This is a genomic window from Luteibacter rhizovicinus (assembly GCF_004342265.1).
Taxonomy (GTDB): Bacteria; Pseudomonadota; Gammaproteobacteria; order Xanthomonadales; family Rhodanobacteraceae; genus Luteibacter; species Luteibacter rhizovicinus_B.
The window spans coordinates 653,434-671,331 of sequence record NZ_SMCS01000001.1 but is presented as its reverse complement, the minus strand read 5'-3'; the positions used below and the strand labels follow the sequence as shown (position 1 = coordinate 671,331).

The 17,898-nt window shown below is 62.2% G+C and carries 11 protein-coding genes and 1 pseudogene; 3 read left to right on the top strand and 9 right to left on the bottom strand.

All coding sequences use genetic code 11. The annotated features are described in order from the left end of the window. Nucleotides 1-147 precede the first annotated feature (147 nt). Both EC912_RS03110 and EC912_RS03105 read left to right on the top strand, forming a co-directional pair. Nucleotides 148-1,617, top strand: a complete 1,470-nt coding sequence (locus EC912_RS03110; protein WP_132141654.1) for a hypothetical protein — start codon at nucleotides 148-150, stop codon at nucleotides 1,615-1,617. Between the two features lie 231 nt (nucleotides 1,618-1,848). Beyond that, nucleotides 1,849-3,747, top strand: a complete 1,899-nt coding sequence (locus tag EC912_RS03105) for a hypothetical protein (RefSeq protein WP_132141653.1) — start codon at nucleotides 1,849-1,851, stop codon at nucleotides 3,745-3,747. Nucleotides 3,748-3,831: 84 nt separating this feature from the next. On the opposite strand, the gene EC912_RS03100 is transcribed toward EC912_RS03105, so the two are convergent. Beyond that, the gene (locus tag EC912_RS03100; protein ID WP_165973482.1) at nucleotides 3,832-6,378 is read right to left on the bottom strand and encodes an autotransporter outer membrane beta-barrel domain-containing protein; all 2,547 of its coding nucleotides are present in this window, start codon (nucleotides 6,376-6,378) and stop codon (nucleotides 3,832-3,834) included. A 174-nt stretch (nucleotides 6,379-6,552) separates the two neighbouring features. Continuing rightward, nucleotides 6,553-9,135: an autotransporter outer membrane beta-barrel domain-containing protein gene (locus tag EC912_RS03095; protein ID WP_132141651.1), complete on the bottom strand. Its 2,583-nt coding sequence runs from the start codon at nucleotides 9,133-9,135 to the stop codon at nucleotides 6,553-6,555. Between the two features lie 258 nt (nucleotides 9,136-9,393). Between EC912_RS03095 and EC912_RS19830 the strand changes: the two are divergent. Then, a pseudogene (locus tag EC912_RS19830) lies at nucleotides 9,394-9,543 on the top strand (hypothetical protein); the annotation flags it as partial. A 22-nt stretch (nucleotides 9,544-9,565) separates the two neighbouring features. Here the strand turns inward: EC912_RS19830 and EC912_RS19495 are convergent. Genes EC912_RS19495 through EC912_RS03060 form a run of 7 tightly spaced genes read right to left on the bottom strand, consistent with a single transcriptional unit; the run spans nucleotide 9,566 to nucleotide 17,893 of the window. After that, nucleotides 9,566-10,756, bottom strand: coding sequence for a GNAT family N-acetyltransferase (locus tag EC912_RS19495; RefSeq protein ID WP_132141650.1), 1,191 nt, complete (start codon nucleotides 10,754-10,756; stop codon nucleotides 9,566-9,568). Beyond that, nucleotides 10,753-12,300: an oligosaccharide flippase family protein gene (locus tag EC912_RS03080; protein WP_165973481.1), complete on the bottom strand. Its 1,548-nt coding sequence runs from the start codon at nucleotides 12,298-12,300 to the stop codon at nucleotides 10,753-10,755. Before EC912_RS03080 ends, EC912_RS19495 begins: the two co-directional genes overlap by 4 nt. Next, entirely contained in the window at nucleotides 12,297-13,949 is a 1,653-nt protein-coding gene (locus EC912_RS19320; RefSeq protein ID WP_165973480.1) for a hypothetical protein, read from the bottom strand. The genes EC912_RS03080 and EC912_RS19320 overlap by 4 nt, the downstream gene beginning before the upstream one ends. Then, complete coding sequence (gene galE, locus EC912_RS03075; protein ID WP_132141648.1) at nucleotides 13,949-14,953, bottom strand: UDP-glucose 4-epimerase GalE; 1,005 nt, start codon at nucleotides 14,951-14,953, stop codon at nucleotides 13,949-13,951. The genes EC912_RS19320 and galE overlap by 1 nt, the downstream gene beginning before the upstream one ends. Next, nucleotides 14,950-15,783, bottom strand: coding sequence for an alpha/beta fold hydrolase (locus tag EC912_RS03070; RefSeq protein ID WP_132141647.1), 834 nt, complete (start codon nucleotides 15,781-15,783; stop codon nucleotides 14,950-14,952). The genes galE and EC912_RS03070 overlap by 4 nt, the downstream gene beginning before the upstream one ends. Beyond that, complete coding sequence (locus EC912_RS03065; protein WP_132141646.1) at nucleotides 15,783-16,565, bottom strand: alpha/beta fold hydrolase; 783 nt, start codon at nucleotides 16,563-16,565, stop codon at nucleotides 15,783-15,785. The genes EC912_RS03070 and EC912_RS03065 overlap by 1 nt, the downstream gene beginning before the upstream one ends. Next, on the bottom strand, nucleotides 16,562-17,893 hold the full coding sequence (locus EC912_RS03060) for an outer membrane beta-barrel protein (protein ID WP_132141645.1): 1,332 nt from the start codon (nucleotides 17,891-17,893) through the stop codon (nucleotides 16,562-16,564). The genes EC912_RS03065 and EC912_RS03060 overlap by 4 nt, the downstream gene beginning before the upstream one ends. Nucleotides 17,894-17,898: the final 5 nt, after the last annotated feature.

Genomic DNA, 17,898 nt, shown 5'->3' with positions numbered 1-17,898 from the left:
TCCGGGCGATAGCTGCGCACGCTGCAGTAGTCCCTTGAGGTACCCCCGTACTTGTATGGCGTATCGACGTTGCGTCGATGCGTGGGTCCCGTGCGGCCCGCAACCACGCACCGCTCGTCGGGGCAAACGAAACCAGAGGACGAGAAGATGCTGTCATCACGCGCCAAGAACCGTTCATTGCCCCTGGAAACCACTCCTGACTTCATCGCTCCGCTTGCTTTGCCGGCCCCCCGTATTCCAAGCGCCGAGGCACACGGCGGCATCAATCTGACCGACCTGGCCAATCCGACGATTGCCGTATTGATCGGGCCATATCAGTCATTCGATGTCGGCGACACGCTGGAGGTCCTCTGGGATGACCCACCGGTACAGGTCGGGAAAGCCCCTATCGAAGGCCACACCACCTTCGCGACCGTACCGATCGCCAGCGCCTCCATCCGGCGCGCGGGATCCGGCAGCAAATCGTGCCAGTACAACTTCTATCGTGCACGTTTTCCAGCTCAGCCCCTCCCTTCGCCGGTGATCCCCATCGTGGTGAAGATCGACGCACCGGGCGATCCGGATATTGGCGGCTCGGACGTTAATCCCAAGCTCCTGGCGCCGCAGGTCATTCCGTCGACGATCGACATGGCGCAGGCGACGGCAGGCGTCGATGTCATTGTACCGGCATGGCTCAACATGGCCGTGGGGGACAAACTGACCATCTTCTGGGGCGACAAGGTGAAGGTTGCCGTCGATCCCGCGGCACTGATAGTCGGGCAGCCCACAACCGTACACATTACGGAAGCGACGATCATCGAGGGCCAGGACAACCCTGCCCTGCCGGTCTACTACGACATCTTCGATATCGTCGACAACTGGTCGGAATTTTCGCTGGAAACGCCGGTGAACGTCTCCGCCAGTACCCGGCTTTTTGACGCACCGTATCTCGCCGAAGCGCCGACCGGCTCTCTCAATGTTCCGGATCTCGGCGGACGGGCGGGCACCGCCGTTGTTTATGTCAAGCAGGTGGGTATCGTCGCCGGCGATACCGTGACGCTGTTCTGGAACGGACTGACCAGTGGCAACGTCCCCACGCCGTTTCCCATACCACCGCAGATCGTTGGCACCACACCGACGCTGAACTTCACGGTTCCCAACGCCACGCTCGCCGCACTCACTCAGGGCAGCGCCACCTTTTTCTACAAGGTGGAAGGACCGGGTGCCGTACTCAAGGGCACATCGGGTATTGCCAGTCTGAACATCACAGGCCCGGTGGCAGGGCAACTGCGCCTTCCCATCGGCCCCTTCTGGCCGGCCATGGATATCGCCGGCAGGGTGGTCGTCTCAAGACTGAGCGATCCCTCGGTCGTCGTGATTCACACCGACGCGGACCAGCCCGCCTGGTCCGAATACCGGGCATGGCTGAAGTGTACGGGAGCTGCGGGCCGCACCTTCGAATCGCCGAAGCAGGACGCGAGCCCGCTGGTTCCGATCAACACCTACGTGACCAAGGCATTCATCCAGAACGAGCTGGCCCTCAATAACCACCTCGTCACCCTGACCTTCGTCGTCGAGAAAAAGCTCGACGGAAGCGGACGCCAGGAATCGCCTGCGACCGTAGCAACGCTTGCCTGACACGCCGCGATTGCTCTGCGGACGTCATTCGCTACGCGCCACGTGCCTTGCACGACGACGCGTAGCTCCCCCGCCTGGGCCACGACACGTCGCCTTTCGGCACTACACATCGTACGAATCAGAGAGGATACGGATATGGCAATAGCCCCTACAGCCACCCCGACCGTGGCCGCCCCGGTCATCCCCGCGGCGGCACTCGCACCACCTCCCCCATCTGGCCCGCCGGACGGCATGCTCAGAAATGATCAGGCGCCCGTCGACCTGACACTCACGGTAGCTATCACCAGCGGCGCCAAGCGCGACAAGCTTCAACTGCTCGTGGACGGCGTAGCGGTGGGTGCCCCCGTGACGATCGCCGCACAGGGCGACCAGAACGTTCCCATTGTATGGGCGGCGCCGCGTCCCGAACGATTCATGAAGCTCACGGCCAGACTCACGCCCTATGCCAACCCGGGAAACGCCTACACCAGCCCCGAGGCCCCGGCGGCCGTCGATCTCCACTACGCCGGATCGCCCGATATCCTGCCCCCGCCCGCAGGCATTAGCGAGGAGGTTATCAACGGTCTGACCGCAAGCTGGTTCAGTGCTACGCGAACGCAGGTCGAGGGCCTTATCGGTGCCTATGGTGGCAGCGATGACATGTCCTACCCGGCAGCGGGCGATGTCTTCATCATGTTCATCAATGGTGTCGAACAAACACGGTCCGTGACCGCTGCCGAGGCATCCAGCCAGAGACGGGTCGTCGTCGCATGGACACAGGCCTGGCTAACGGCCGCCTCGATCGCTGCGGCGCCGGCAAAGAGACTGAACCTTCAATACAAAATACTGGATCGCGCCGGAAATCTCTCCCCGCTTTCCGCCGACTTCTTCATCACGTCCTTCCTCGCCGAAGATCCGGGCGTACTGGCACCTCCGACAGCCGACGAACAGGAAAACGACGGCGCCATTATCGACGCCGAAGCCCGCCTGGGCGTCCACGTGAATATTCCGGCCAATGCCAAGGTATTGCAGGGTCAGTACGTAGCGGTGGTGTGGAACGGAAAGGAACTGGGGAAAGTATTGGTCGCGGCGACAAACACCGCATTCCCCATCACAGTCTCTGCCCTCGACGTGTTTCCCCCCGGCGGCCCCGGCAGCGGCACATTCGACATTACTTACAGGCTCTACAGCAACGACCAGACAACCTTCCTGGGCGAGTCGGGACCGTACCAGGTTATTGTCAACCTCGACGCGGGTGGCGGCGAGCCGGATCCCGACCCGGAGACCCCGTGGAACGAAAGGCTCCAGAAGGCCATCATCAATGGCGACAGCAGCGCGGAACTGGACAACGTCATTACGGACGCGGACAAAGTGACGACCACCACGGGCGCCACGGTCATCGTTCCATGGTTCAACACCGATACACCCACGGCAGCGGATGCCTTCAAAGCCGGCGACATCATCACGATCTGGTTGGGTAACAATGCGACAGCGACCGTTATTAACGTCCAGCCCTCGGACGTCTCACTGAAGGCCGATCTGACCGCAAAGGTTTCCCCCGCCGATCTCGCCGCGTTTGCATTGAGTCCATCCGTGCCGCTGAAATACGTCGTGGAACGAAAGCTGACGCTCCCGCCGGGCGCATCCAATTTCGCCACCAGCCCGGACCAGACGGTCACCGTCAAGAGCGCCGACGCACTTCCCGGTGGCGGAACGCTCAATCCGCCCAAGCTCACCCCGGTGGCATTCTTCGACGACGTCTATGGGGAATGGGTCATCGGCATCAACGAGATCACCGCGGGCAACGGTACCGACGTCGTGTTCGAACACTATAAGAACAAGGCCGAGGGCGACATTATCGAAATCAGGTTCTCGTCGAGAGACGACTACGACGCGCCGCCAAGCGATCCTGTCGTCGTCGGCTCCGACACGGCTATCCCGCCCTATCCCGTGCCGCTGGGCGAAGTGAACGGCAGCTCGACACTACACATTCCGGCGGCGAACCTGCTCGCACTGAATGCAGCGCAGTACGGCGGGTACGGTACCGGTTACGTTCTGTTCTCCATAACGAACGCGGCCGGCACCACACCAGGCCAACCGGGGAACGATCAGCCGGTGGTCCGGATGGCGATCGATACAAGACCCGGATAACAAAAGGACACATCGAATGGACAGGGATGTCCGATACGGAACGGCCGGCACGCTCGAGCGGAGCGTGCCGGCCGCATAACGTGGTCAGAAGTTGAACCGGAGTCCGGCAGTCAACGACCAGGCACGCACGCCGAAGCTGGCGAACTGGTGTTCGTAATTGCCTTCCCCGTATACCGACAGACGACGCGTCAGCTGGCTGGTGATGCCGGCACCGACGCGGTAACCGGTACCCACTTTTCCCGAGAAAAACCCTTGCTGGGCTTTCCATTCGGTACTGGAAACATTGACGTCCGTCTGCCCGCCCCAGGTCTTGTTCAGATCGAAACGCGCATAGGGAACGAAGCGCGATGTTCCGCCGTAGCTGAGCAACGCGCCAACACGCCCGACGGTCTGACTGGCTGTTCCAAGATTCGCAAGCAAGCCGTCCACATCGTGGATATCGTCGAAGGACAAGGTCTGCCGCTTCAGTTGCACCTGCGGTTCGATGGTCCAGTTCCAGCCGAGCCCGATGGCGTAGCCGGTTTCCACCGACGCTATCCAGCCCTTCGCCCGAACGGTGGCGACATCGCGTCCGCGAGCATCGGTACCCACATCGCCGCGATACCGCGAACCGGCCAGAACGGCATCGACGAAGAACCCGTTGTCCGCCTGCCACGTCATCCATGCACCGATGCCATTACTGGTATAACGCGCATGGCTGTCGCCGTCGACCGCGTGCGGCGTAATACGCGTGGTGCCGTGATCCAGTGCCCAGCCGGCACGAAACGTACCGGCGTCGGAAACCGTCGAGATAACACTACCGCCGAGTTGCAGCGCGTTGATCTGCTGATCGAAGTCGTAACCGAAACTGGTGAAGCCGACGTTCGTCGTATAGCTTTGCTGGCTGCCGATGTAACGCGCGAACACTTCGCCGCTGGTGCCGTCCGGCGTCGGCGTCCCGCGGATATCGCCGAGGCGCCGGTGCAGGGTGTCGACCATCAGATTCCCGTACGATAGCAACGCGGTCGGCGCGACAATATAGGAAGGCACCTGAGGCACGACCTCCGGACGGAAGATCGGCGGCGGATCGGGACGAACAGGCGGCTCGCACGTACCCGTCACCTCGCACGGCACCGGGTCGGGTCCCGGCGGCTCGACGGGGCCGACGCAATTGGTCTGACAAACATACTTATTGGCCAGCCGATAGTCCCAGTTGAGCGTGCCGCCCTCCAGAAGATTTTGCGCCGGATGCGTCTGGCCCGGACCGAACGCCGCCAGTTCGTAGCGCCAGGGACCGACGGCCACATAGGTTCCCTTGATCGCGAATGCATCCGCTCGAGACGCTCCTCCTACCTGGACGAGCGATATGCCCTCGTTCGCTTCGATCTGGCCCGTCTGGTTCAGATCGGTAAGCGCGCCGACTCCCGTCGGTCTGACGTCGATCAGGGTCGTGCCTCTACTGGTCACGTTTCCCTCGATCAACAGACGATCGGTATGCTGATCGCTCAGCGCACCGCCAGCGTTGAGTTCGGTTTCCAGACCGAGCGTGCCGCCATTGCCCGAAAAATCGTGAGCGACCCGCAGCGTGCGATCGATACCGGGCCCGAAATGAACGAGGCTGGTGTCGTTGAGGTCGAACGAGCCCAGCACCCGTGTCGAACCGGCCAGCGTCAGCGTCGAACCGCCGCTCAAGGCCACGTTGCGCACACCGTCCAGATGGCCAGTCAATTGTGCCTGGTTGCGCATGGTCAGATCGGCGACGCTGGCGGCATCGGCGAACACGTCGCCCGTCAATACGCTGTTATCCACGGTCAGATACGCCGTGCTGCCGTCGGCAACCTCAAGCAGACGACCATTGCCGCCACTCAGCGACGAGCCATTGGCCACCGTGATATTGGCTGTAATGACCGGAATATCCGGATCCTCGAAAATCTTGTTGACGAGGATCGCGGAACCGGCACTGCCTGTTACGCTCGAACGATCGATCAGGAGCGTCGCCGAATAGTCGATACCCTCGAACGTGTCCGCAAAAATGCGCACGCCATTCCGGTCGCCGGTGATCGTGCTGCCATCGGTCGCCCTCGTCGTTCCCCCAAGCAGGGTCAGACCCGCACCCGAAAGATCGCTACCGTCGTCGCGACCCAAAAGCGTCGTGCGTGCAAGCGAAAGGTCGGCGCCCGCCACGACAAAGGCACCGCCGTTGCCCGCCAGAACGCTATCGGTAACGGTAACCTGCGACGTACTGCCCACGGCGTGCGCCCCGCTCGCCGACAGGTACAACGCGACGCCCTGTGCATCCATCGTCGTATGAGCCAGACTCAGTACGCTGTCGCGCGCATCGATGCCCCCGCTCAGGGGAGCGGAGATCGTGCTGTCGGCGATGCTCCCGGTGCTATCAAGCAACCGGATAACGGGAAACCCTGCATGCGCCAGGTCGTTTCCAAAGACCGTGGCGCCCGCCATGGTAAGTGTCGATGCATCGATCGTAACCTGGTGGGTCTTCCCTCCAGTCAACACATTGAGAACGCCGCCATTGATAACGTCATAAGACTCCGGCGGCACGGCACTCGTTACGGTTTCAGTACTATTGTCGACGACGACCGGCGCGGTCTGGGCATGCAACGGCTGTATCGCCGCGTATGCAAGAACCATGGGCGAATACAGTAGCGCCCGCCGGAAAGGCCCCGTTTTGTCCACCCCCTCGTCCGCGGATGTGATGCTACGCGTACCCATACCGACCTCCGCCCTTGCCGGCGGCCAGCCCGCCGGCTTCAGCATCGGCCAACAAAAAAACGATTCACATCGACCATCGGTTGTAGGCGCGTCTCAGAAGGTCATGCGAATACCAAGATTGGCCGACCACCCACGCACGCCGAAGCGGCCGAACTGATGTTCGTAATTGCCTTCTCCGTAAACCGAAAGTCGACGTGTCAGCTGACTGGTGACACCCGCGCCGACGCGGTAGCCCGTACCGCCCTTGCCCGACTTGAAGGTATCGGAGGACTTCCATCCCTCGCTCGCCACGTCGATACGACCGGTACCGCCAAAGAACGCATTTAGGTCAAGACGCATATACGGCGAAAACCGAGGATTGCCGTTACGCTTGAGCAGTGCGCCCGCTCTCGCCACGGTGCGCGACGTTCGTTCCACGCGCGTATCCAGTCCATCCACATCGCGGATGTCGTCGAAGGTCATCGTCTGCCGCTTGACCTGCAGCTGCGGTTCGAGGGTCCAGTTTTCGTTCAGTGCGAACGGATAGCCCGTTTCGATCGACGCCGTCCAGCCCTTGGCGCGCAAAGTCGCCACATCGCTGCCGCGCAGGTCTGTACTGACATCGCCGCGATAGCGCGACCCAGCCACGACGGCATCGACGTAGAACCCGTTGTCCGCCTGCCAGGTCAGCCATGCGCCGACCCCATTGCTTGTATATTTCGAACGGCTCGCGCCGTCGGCGGCATTCGGTGTGACGCGCGTCGTACCGTGATCGACCGCCCAACCGGCGCGCAACGTGCCGCGATCGGTGTTGTACGAAATAATGCTTCCGCCAATCTGCAGCGCATTGCTCTGCTGATCGAAGTTATAACCGTAGTCCTTGAAGGCCACGTTCGACGAATATTTCTGCTGCGCGCCCACATAGCGAGCGAACACTTCGCCGCCCAGGCCGTCGGCCGGACTTTTTTCGCGAATATCGCCCAGACGCTGGTGCAACGTGTCGACCATGAGGTTGCCGTAGTTCATCAGCGCCGTGGAGGCGACGATGTACGAAGGCACCTGCGGCACGACCGCGGGACGCTCCTCGGGACCCGGCGGATCTACCGGATCTACCGGATCTACCGGATCGACGGGGCCTACCGGGTCGCAGTCGTTTTCGCAGACGTATTTATTGCCAAGGCGGTAATCCCAGTTCAGAGCACCACCTTCCAGCAGGTTCTGCGACGGATCGGTTTCCCCTGGACCGAACGCCTTCAGGTCGTACTGCCACGGACCGACCGCCACATAACCGCCCTTCAGTGCAAACGCATCGGCGCGCGATGTACCGCCCACCTGCACCAGCGAAATACCTTCGTTCGCTTCGATCGTGCCGTTCTGGTTCGCATCGGTGAGCGCCCCCGAACCGACTGGCGTCACGTCGATCAACGTGGTGCCCGTGGACGTTACGTTACCTTCGATCAGCAGGCGATCGGTATGCTGGTTACCGAGTGCGCCTCCCGCATTGAGTTCGGTCTGCAGACCGACGACGCCACCGCTGCCCGTGAAGTCGCCAGCCACATGAAGCGAACGATCCATGCCGGGCGTGAAATTCACCGTGCCGCCGCTGAGACCGAAGTTATTCACCCGTGTCGATTCGAGCAGGGTCAGCTGCGCACCCGTGTCGACAGCGACATCGTTCACGCCGGTCAGGCGACCGGTCAGACTGGCGTTGTTCCGCAGGGTGACGTTGGCGATGCTGTCGGCATCCGCCATGATGTCGCCGGCGAGCGTGCTCGCATCGACGGTAAGATTGGCCGTATTGCCTTCCACCACTTCGAGAAGGCGGCCATTGCCAGCCTTGAGCGTGGAGCCGTTGGCAACAAGAATGTTGGCGGTAATGAGCGGAACATCCGGATCGAACACCGCCTTGTTAACGAGGATCGCGCTTCCCGCTATACCTTCGACCGTCGAGTTATCGACCGTCAGATCGGCGACATATTCGGGGCCAGCGTAAAGATCGGCATACACCCGTACGCCGTTCGTGTCGCCCGTCACCGTGCTGCGATCGGTAATGGTGGCGGTGCCGCCGAGCAGGCTGATGCCCACGCCCGAGAACTCCGTGCCGTTATCGCGTCCCAGGACACTCGTGCGCGCCAGGGACAGTTCGCTGCCAAGGTTTACAAGCGCGCCTTGCGAGCCCGACAGCGCACTATCCAGCACCTCCACCCGCGATGTGCTGTCCCCATGAGGCTGGCCTGGCGAAAGGAGAAGCGCGCCGTCCAGTGCATCGACCGTCGAACCCTCAATGCGCAACTCGCTGTCGCGGACGTTGATACCCGTGCCCGTCGGCGCATGAATCGCGCTGCCGCGTATCGTACCCACGCTACTATTTTCGAGGGATATCGCGGCCGCCGTATTATTCGGCTCAACCGAACCGTAGAGCGCCGCTCCGGTCATATCGAGAGTGGAGCCGTCGAGCAGGGTCGAATAGAGCACGGCGCCCGGCTGCACGGTAAGCAAGCCGTTGGCGGTCACATAGTAAGAGTGATAGTCGCTGTTCTCGGCAACGACTTCCTCGTGGCCTTCGACCGGAATCGCCTGTGCTCGGGCAAGGTCGGCGCCCGTCCATGCAAATACCGCCTGCAACGAAAGAACCGTACCCCGGGCAACCCTGCCCTTTTTGGGCATCCGGCCCTGAACGCTGTAGTGCGTAGTCATGAACTGAATCTCTGTGTAGGAGTCGACCGCCTATTCCAGCCGCGGTCGCCTACTCAGAACATCGATGAAATCTTAGATGCTTCTTTTATTTCGCCACCTCATCGTGGAAATCGAATGAGTGTAAATTTTTCGTTACGCACCTACAACGAACGTTCTATTGCGGCAGCGCCGTGAAATGCAAATCATTCGCCCACAGGGGGTGGACACGTTTTCGGCAACCCGTAAACAGAAACGGCGTACCGACAGGCGGAGATCACCATGACCGTAGGAATTGTGGGTTACTACAACAGGCGCAAGGGTTATGGGTTCATTCGGCCCGACGACGGAGAACCCGAAGTCATCGTCGAAGAAAAGGAAATCCACGCGTTCGAACGCATCTTCGGACGTGGCCGCTTCCGACTGGGCAGAGGCGTGCGGGTGGAATTCGAGTTCATGCCCGTCTTGCGCGGACGGCGCGCAGGCAAGCTGAAGCTATGTCCCGAAGGCGAAACGCCACCGCCCAGCCAGGCGCAGGCTTTCTCCGAATGCGACGCATGCGACGATAGAGCCAGCGCAGCGGCGTGACGATCCGGAAGCAGGTCGTCGCCCGGATGCCACGCACGATATACAGCGATCCGCATGCCGCACTGTCCGTCGCGAGCACGCGTTTGTACTGGTTGTCGCCGTAGCCGAAGTCGACGGTTTCTCCCGGGTAGCGCTGCATCAGATCGCAGATGGCCTGGAATACCAGCGACGAGCCGACGCCGATCGATGCGAACGCCTCATCGTAACCCGTATCGTCCAGTACATAGCGGCCGCCCATGCGATAGCCATGGACATAGGCGATCGCACAGCCGTCCTTCATCAGCAAATGCCCCACGAACTGTCCCTGCGTTGCCAACCGTGCGAACAGCTGGCGACGCGCGACGTCGTTCCAGTCGATCGGGGCTTCCCTGGCATGCCAGCTCTTTGCGTACACATCGTTCAACAAGCGTGCGTACCCGTCGACTTCGTCAGCCGTATCGACGGTTTGCATATGCGTGCCGTCGCCGAGCTTTTTGTACATGCCACGCAGCCGGCGCGTGAGGTCTCCACGACGTTTCGCGTCCATCGTTGCCAGCCATCCGGCGGGCGACGACTGCGGCGCGATCGACCATTGCACCTGATCCAGCAAATTCGTCGCCACCGTGTCGAAACCCCGCCCGCTCCGCACCAGCGCAAGAGCGAGCGTATTGGGAAGGCTCGCCTCCTGAATACGCACGACACGTATCCTGCGTTCGTCGCCCAGCGCGCGGGCGACCACCGCATCGACCATGGCGCGATCGCGCTGCCGGGCTACGACGCCCGAACCCAGCAGACGCAAAGCATGCCCGCGGTAGATCGATACATGGCGGCGACCGAACGCGACACGCGCATGATGGTGCTGGGCCAGAAATGGTGCGTAGCCGATGACGGCGCCTTCGTCGTCGGTCACCACGACAACGAAGGCTGTAGCATCGCGGCGCGTATCCAGTTCGAACAGGAACCAGTCCGGATGCTGCACGATGCCGGATGCCGCGCCCGGCCATTCGGCCAGCGCCGCCAACGGATCGCGCATCGAGCGCAGCGATTCCGTATCGGTCAGTACACGGCACGCCGTCATGACTGTGCCCTCGCGCTGGCCGGCTGCAATACCGCCAGTCCGCGCAACAACCAGCGTCCGGGAGCACCCAGGCGATTGGCAATGGCACCGATCAACCGGTAATCGTCGTCGTTCCAATAGCGGATAAGTACGCTTGCGGGCATATAGATACCCACGAAGATCGCGACACCCGCGACGAATGCATAACGCCCCGGCAGTGCCTCGGTCACCGCCCACGCGACGGCCGTTGCGCCCAGCCCCACCGCGAACAGTCTGGCCATCGGGCGCACCGGCAGGCCGCCCGTCGTGGCGCGCCGCAGGTAATACACGGCTAATCCTAGTTCGGTCAGCCGTGTGCCCGCATACGTCAGCACCGCGCCAGTCAGACCGAATGCCGGTACGAGTGCAATACCCAGCACCGCATTGGCGATAAGTGCGATCACGGAGAGGCGCACACGATCCGCCTGGCGGTCCACCACCGTCTGGAATGCCGTAATGCCGTTGACGATCAGGAGCAGCCCCGACAACACAAGTGTCGCTTCGATGGCGGGAATCGCCTCGACATAGCGTGTTCCATACATCAATCGCACCAGATACGGCGTCGTTATCACGCCAAGTCCCGCGATGGCGATGCCGGTAGCCCAGTAAAACCGCGTGGCTTCGGAAAGAAAACGCGCGGCATGTTCCTGTCCCCTTTCGCCATAGGACCGCGCCATGTACGGAAGCAAGGTCGATGTGAGACCCACGGAGAAAAGTTGTACCGCACCACGGGTAAGCGTGGCCGCGATGGCGAAGAAACCGACCGCCGTGGACGTGGCGAACGTATTGAGCAGGAACACTTCGATCGTACTGGCCTTGAACGATCCCATCAGAACGAGGACCGCGGTCAGGCGCAGATGCTTGCTGAGTCGCGCGCCGATCTCCGCCGGGATCGGACCGGCGGCGTACGGACGGCAATAACGCCGATAAGCAATCCGGTTGATCAGGTTCAGCAGCAGGCAAGCCACGGCGAACAGACCGACGAAGGCAAGCAGCCCCGCATGGGCAAGCGTCGCGGCGACGATCAGTCCAACACCAAGAATGCCGGCGGCGACCGTCGCGATCGCCTCGGGTTCGAAGTGCTCCTGACCTTTTTCGATAGCGACAAGCATCGCGTAATTGGCTTTGGCGACGACGGCCACGACGACAAGAACGGTCACGGGCAACAGGAATGCCTGCCATTCGGTGGGACGCAACCAGGCCGTGACGAGCAGGAACAGGCTGACGACGACCAGCGAACTCAGGTTCTGCATGCGCCCCAGGCGATGGGCGATATGCGATGCGACGTCGGGCTGCCCCGCCCCTTCGGCCTCGGCGATGAACTTCGTCGACGACGTCGTAAGTGCATGATTGCCGCACACAAGAAGCCAGCTGCAAAGCCAGACGGTGAATGCATAGCGTCCGAAATCGGCCGGCCCGAGCGCGCGGGCTATCCATACGCTGACGAGCAGGCCCAGCGCGTACTCGATATACGTCGATACCGAGACAATGGTCACGCTGCGCAACACGGCGAGACGGCGGTTCATGGCGACGATCCATGCCATCGCGACGAAAGCGTCGATGCCTCGATCGCACCGCTGCCGGGCTTCTGCCGCATCATCCATTGCGCCACGCCCGCACCGCGGTTGTTCCAGTTGAAGCGGCGCAATGTGTCGCCGGCGGCGGCGCATGCGGTCGCGTACGATGTCGACAGCGCTTCGAAACGGCGTTTCAGCGCGGCGCTCTGCACCGGATCGCGCTCGAAATAGTACGCGGCGGCGACGGGCAGGCCCAGCTCGACCGTATGGGCGTCGCTGTACCAGCCTTCCGACTCCTGGATAGCGGTCAATGCCTTCGCACTCGCATGCGACGACGACCAGTACCATGCGATCTGTCCGCGCGGACCCGAGCAGCTGTTGCGCCAGTCGTGCGGACTGGCCAGCAAGTCCGGTGCGATCCAGCCGTAGCGCTCCAGATAGCGTCCATAGCCGGTGACCATGCCGGGAATGCGCGGATCGCCGGTCGCGAGCCATGCATGCCACAAGCCGTCGACGATGTTCTCGCTCATCCACGGCGACGCGCCGCGCAGATCGGTCGCGGCGTGATACGTGTCGTTCTCGTGAACATCCCAGCTGTTACGCCAGGAGCCGTCGTCGCCGAGACCGTCCGGGTTCTTGCGTTGGTGGTCGTAGAGCCAGCCGATGCGATCGTTCATGCGTTCGCGATAACGCTGGTCGCCCGTCAGCTCGAACGCGGCCACGGTTTCCAGCAGACCGAGGCCGGCCAGGCGTTCCGTGAAATAGTCCGATGGCGCGCGATAGGGACCGGCGCGCGGATTCCACCCGCCGTTTTCCCACAACGTCATCATGTGGTCCACGGTTTGCGTGTCGTGCATGCTGTCGTCGCCGGTCAGCGCGACCGCCAGCAGGATCGGCTCGACGTAGACGTACTTCACGTCGCAGGGTTTGTCGCCGTAGGTCCAGCCGCCCGCGCATGACGGGCTCAGCGGCAGGCCATCCCGGCGGATACCGCTCATGTAGTAGCGATAACTGGCCTCGGCCGCTTGCAGATAGTCGTATCGCCCGGTACGAACATACGCTTTGAACAGCGTCGACGGGCGATCGAAAAGCCATGCCGTCGGATCGGTTCGCGGAAGTTTCCTCGCCCACGCGAACTGGGCGGAAACGTATGCCGCATACGGCTCGTCGGCACGGGCCGGTATCTGTGGCCCCGCGATCAGCGACGCGCACAGCCAGTTCGCGGTCAGTGTAGCCAGCGCGGCGGGCAGCTTGCCGTCTTTTCCGCCATCGACCAGCCCTTGCGCGTACGGCCAGCCTTTCGTCTCGAGCGTGCGTGGCGCACCCATCGCGAAGTAGTAGCTACGCTCCGGGCCATCCATGCGGACGCGAAACTGCACGCGCACGGCGCGAATGCTGTTGTCTTTATCGTGCCAGCGCAGCGTCGGCTCCACGGCCGAAGCCACCTCGTTACCCTGCGGATCGACAATGCGCAGGAGATGGATATCGCGCAGTTGTCCGGGAGCGAACGGTATGCCGACGGATACCGGAAATTCCGCCTCGGCACCGGCATTCCGGTGCACGACGATACGCTGATCGGGCACGACGACACCGGCTGTCGCCGACATCGTCATGCAAGCGCACAAATAGATCAGGAGCAGCGTCAGGCAACGAGGCATCACGCCACCGAAGCGATGGGTTCGGCCAGATCAAGCAGCCGGTGTTCCCAGGCCAGCGCGGTACCTACGATGATGTCGAGGTCGTCATAACGCGGCTGCCAGCCAAGGACCTGTTTCAGGCGCTCGCTGCGCGCGATAAGCATCGGCAGGTCGCCGGGCCGGCGCGGCAGTTCCAGCACATTGAGCGGCCGGCCTCCGAGCCGCTGCACCGCCTCGATGACCTGGCGAACGCTGTAACCGTGCCCATAGCCACAGTTGAGCGTCAGCGATGCACCGTTATTCCGGAGATGGTCGAGCGAGCGCAGATGCGCATTGGCCAGATCTTCCACATGGATGAAATCGCGGATGCCGGTGCCATCGGGCGTGTCGTAATCCGTGCCGAAAATGGAAATGCTCGCGCGCTTGCCTACCGCATGTTCGCAGACCACCTTGACCAGCAGCGTCGCCTGCGGCGTCGAATGCCCGATACGGCCCAGCGGATCGCATCCGGCGACATTGAAATAGCGCAGGATCACGTGGCGCATGGCACCCGTCGCACAGTGATCCCGAAGCATCGTCTCGGACATCAGCTTCGATGTGCCGTAGGGATTGATGGGTCGGGTCGGCGTATCTTCGTCGGCACTCCCTTCGTCGGTCAGCCCATATACGGCGGCCGTGGATGAAAAGATGAACTTGTCGACGCCCGCATCGGCGCATGCCGCGAGAAGATTGCGCGTATTGCAGGTGTTGTTACCGTAGTAGCGCAACGGATCGGCCACCGAATCGGGGACGACGGTATGCGCGGCGAAATGCATGACGGCATCGACATCGTTCTCCGCGATCACGCGGGTCATCAAGGGCATATCGCCGACGTTGCCGACAATCAGTTCGGCGCCGCGCACGGCCTCCCGGAACCCTGTCGAAAGATTGTCCACCACCACGACCCTGTCGCCACGCGCGACCAGTTGCTGAACGACATGGCTGCCGATATAGCCGGCGCCACCGGTGACGAGAACGGTAGTCATGAGGATGTACCCACGGCGGGAACGGGGAAATTACGGGACAGCCATTGCTCGATACGTTCGACGAGACGGTGGCGGTCGCCAGTGAGAATGTAGGTATGGTCGCTTTCGCGGACGAAGGTGGTCGTGACGCGCGCATCCGACATCACCGGACCGAAGCATTCGCGAAACTGTCTGCGGTGATTGAAGTAGTTGCTGATACCGCCGCTGTAGATAAGGAAGATCTTCATGCCGCGCGCAACCATGTCGACGAAGTCGGCACGTACGACGTCGCGCGGCGAAGGCGCCACCGCGAAGACGGGGTCGGGATCTTTCTGCTTATCCGTGGCGGTCTGCGAACCGCGCGACAGCATGCGACGCCAGCGTGCCATGTCGAAAATTTTTGGAACGTAGTACCGAAACCGGTAACCGATCGTGCGATAGGCGTAACCGTCGAGGAATATCGCACCGGCCACCTTGGGGTCCGTGCACGCGACGATGTGCGCGTTCTGCGCGCCCGAACAAAGACCCATCAGTACGAAGCGCGTGCATCCGGCTTCCCCGGCCAGCAGACGCATGGCGTCGTCCACATCGGCGCAGACCTGTTCCTGTTTTGTCTGCGACTGGCCGCTGGAACTGCTGTCGCCCACGGTCGACAGGTCGAAGCGCAGCGTCGCATAACCCAGCGCATTGAGGCGGCGGGTCAGATCCACATGCAGGCGAAACGGACCGATGCGATGGACCAGACCGGCATTGAGCAACACCACGCCCGTCTCGCTGGCTATCGCGGCGGGTATGCCCGCAATGCCGACGAGATGACTTGCCCGGCCGAATCGGAATGCCCGCTCGTGCATCAGTGTGTCCCTCGCACGTGGCCGGTGACCGTCTGGATCAGCGGACGGGACAGGATCGCCACTTCCAGCCGGTCGAGATCGTCCCAGGGCGTGGCGGGCTCGAGCCGGCGCACCATGCTCTCGTCGCCAACCAGGCGACCCCAGCAGTGCGGCGATGCATCCGCCAGGGAATCCAGCACCATGGTGGGCGCTACCGCCGCCTCAAGTCGCAGTTCGTCCAGCTGGCAACGCAATCGTGTCGTTGTCGCGAATCCGATCCACTGCCCGGCCACATCGCTTTCGCTGCGCGGCGACATGAAGCGGCGCGAATCGGTGCGTAGCGATTTCTGCAAGGCATCCATCCGCGCGACGTAAACGCTGCCGTCGAGTACCGGATCCCACGCGACAATGTTGCTGAAACGCGCTTCCGCGGATGCGGCTACCGAGATGCTGCCGCCAAGACGCGCACCGAACGCCACGATGCGATCGGTTCCCGCGCGTTCGCGCAGTTCATTGGCGGCTTCCACCGTATCGTCGACGCAGCGGTCCCAGTCGATATCTTCGCTGTCCCCCGCCGAATCGCCGGTACCGAAATAGTCGAACCGAAGCACGGGCGTACCGTCGGCGGCCAGCGCGTTGGCCAGCTGGCGATAGATTCTGTGGCAACGGATATGGTCCTGGCCCAACGGCGCGCACAACAGAACGGCATGCGACGCCGGTGCCTCCACCGGATGGAACAGCCCGAACAGTTCCCGGTTCGCACCGAAGTACAAGGGCAACTCAGGAGTGGGTCGCGCGCTCATCGGCGATACACCACGCCGACGAATATCTGGGTCTCGCGGTAGCTCTGATCGGTGGCATTGCTGTTGCGCCGTTCGCGGCTCACCGACGCGTGCCAGCTCCAGTGACGGTTCCACTGCTGACTGAGGTCCGCACCGAACCGGATTGTATTGTCGCGCCGGGCCAGGGTCTGGTATTGCAGCCGTTCACCCACGCCGAACAGGGAAAGCGTCATGGTGGGACTGACCCGGTAGCCGACGCTGAGGCTGACGTCCTTGCCGACCTGATCGAAGGTCGGGTCGTTGAGATAATGCAGCTTGCGATACGCGGGCTGGATCGTGAAGGTCAGGCGGTCGGATCGCCAGTTGTAACTGACCTGCGCGCGACGCTCCAGATAGACCTGCGAGTTGATAACCGCGTTGCCGGTGCCGATGCCTCCGGCACTGCCGCCGAGGCCAGTGCTGGTCAATGTCGAATCGGCCAGGGAAGCACTGGGATTGAGCATCATGTCCTGCGCCGCGTCCGCGTACTGGTAGGCCCCACTGACCGTAAACGTGCTGCGGGTGGTGGGCCGCCAGGCGATGGACACGCGCGCAAGCGGACTGGAATCGCTGGGCGAATGATCGAAGTTCAGCTGCGATCCGCCGACGAGTACGTCGGCGTCGAATCGGGCCAGTGTGCTGGTATACCGCACATAAGCCTCGTTGCGGTCGTAGTTCGAATTCGTCGCGGTGTTGCTGGTGAAGTTCACGCGCTGCGTTTCGACATTGACCGACAGCTGGTCGGTCGGATTCAGATCGCGGAACAGGCGAAGCGCCGCGACACCGCGCGACGAATTGAACTCGTCGACCTTCGATGCGTAGCTGTTTATGTAACGCAATTCCGCCTGGCCTCGAAACGAGTCGCCCATACGAAAATGCAGGGTCGGTCCGACAGCGAGAACATTGGTCTGCTGCTGGTTGCCCGGCGCATTGCTTGCCAGCGAATCGACCGGCTGTATGCCCGCATAGTCCTCGACCGTAAGGTCAAGACGCTGCGGCAGCACGGTCCAGTTGGCCTGCGCGGCGACCTGGGTCTGCGTCTGGTTGTCGAACTTCCCACCCAGATAGTCGTTGTACTGAAGCGTACCGAGCACATTCGCCTGGATCTTCGATCCGGTTTCCGTGTACGTGAAATCCATCCCCGGCGTGAACACGTTCTCGGAGATGGGATTGTTCGTGCTCAAGGCGATGTTGTTGCTGTGCTCGATACCGGCATACAGGTTGTAGTCGAACTTTCCCGCCCATACCGCACCGGGCAGCGCGGCCAGCGCGAGCGCGACGGCCCGGGCGATCCTGTTGGAAACCGGCATATGCC

Bases quoted from the DNA above. Each gene is read 5' to 3' on its own strand.
- EC912_RS03105 (WP_132141653.1), top strand. From the start codon at position 1,849: ATGCTCAGAAATGATCAGGCGCCCGTCGACCTGACACTCACGGTAGCT.
- EC912_RS03100 (WP_165973482.1), bottom strand. From the start codon at position 6,378: ATGGTTCTTGCATACGCGGCGATACAGCCGTTGCATGCCCAGACCGCG.
- galE (WP_132141648.1), bottom strand. From the start codon at position 14,953: ATGACTACCGTTCTCGTCACCGGTGGCGCCGGCTATATCGGCAGCCAT.
- EC912_RS19320 (WP_165973480.1), bottom strand. From the start codon at position 13,949: ATGCCTCGTTGCCTGACGCTGCTCCTGATCTATTTGTGCGCTTGCATG.
- EC912_RS03110 (WP_132141654.1), top strand. From the start codon at position 148: ATGCTGTCATCACGCGCCAAGAACCGTTCATTGCCCCTGGAAACCACT.
- EC912_RS03095 (WP_132141651.1), bottom strand. From the start codon at position 9,135: ATGACTACGCACTACAGCGTTCAGGGCCGGATGCCCAAAAAGGGCAGG.
- EC912_RS03060 (WP_132141645.1), bottom strand. From the start codon at position 17,893: ATGCCGGTTTCCAACAGGATCGCCCGGGCCGTCGCGCTCGCGCTGGCC.
- EC912_RS03065 (WP_132141646.1), bottom strand. From the start codon at position 16,565: ATGAGCGCGCGACCCACTCCTGAGTTGCCCTTGTACTTCGGTGCGAAC.
- EC912_RS03080 (WP_165973481.1), bottom strand. From the start codon at position 12,300: ATGAACCGCCGTCTCGCCGTGTTGCGCAGCGTGACCATTGTCTCGGTA.
- EC912_RS03070 (WP_132141647.1), bottom strand. From the start codon at position 15,783: ATGCACGAGCGGGCATTCCGATTCGGCCGGGCAAGTCATCTCGTCGGC.
- EC912_RS19495 (WP_132141650.1), bottom strand. From the start codon at position 10,756: ATGACGGCGTGCCGTGTACTGACCGATACGGAATCGCTGCGCTCGATG.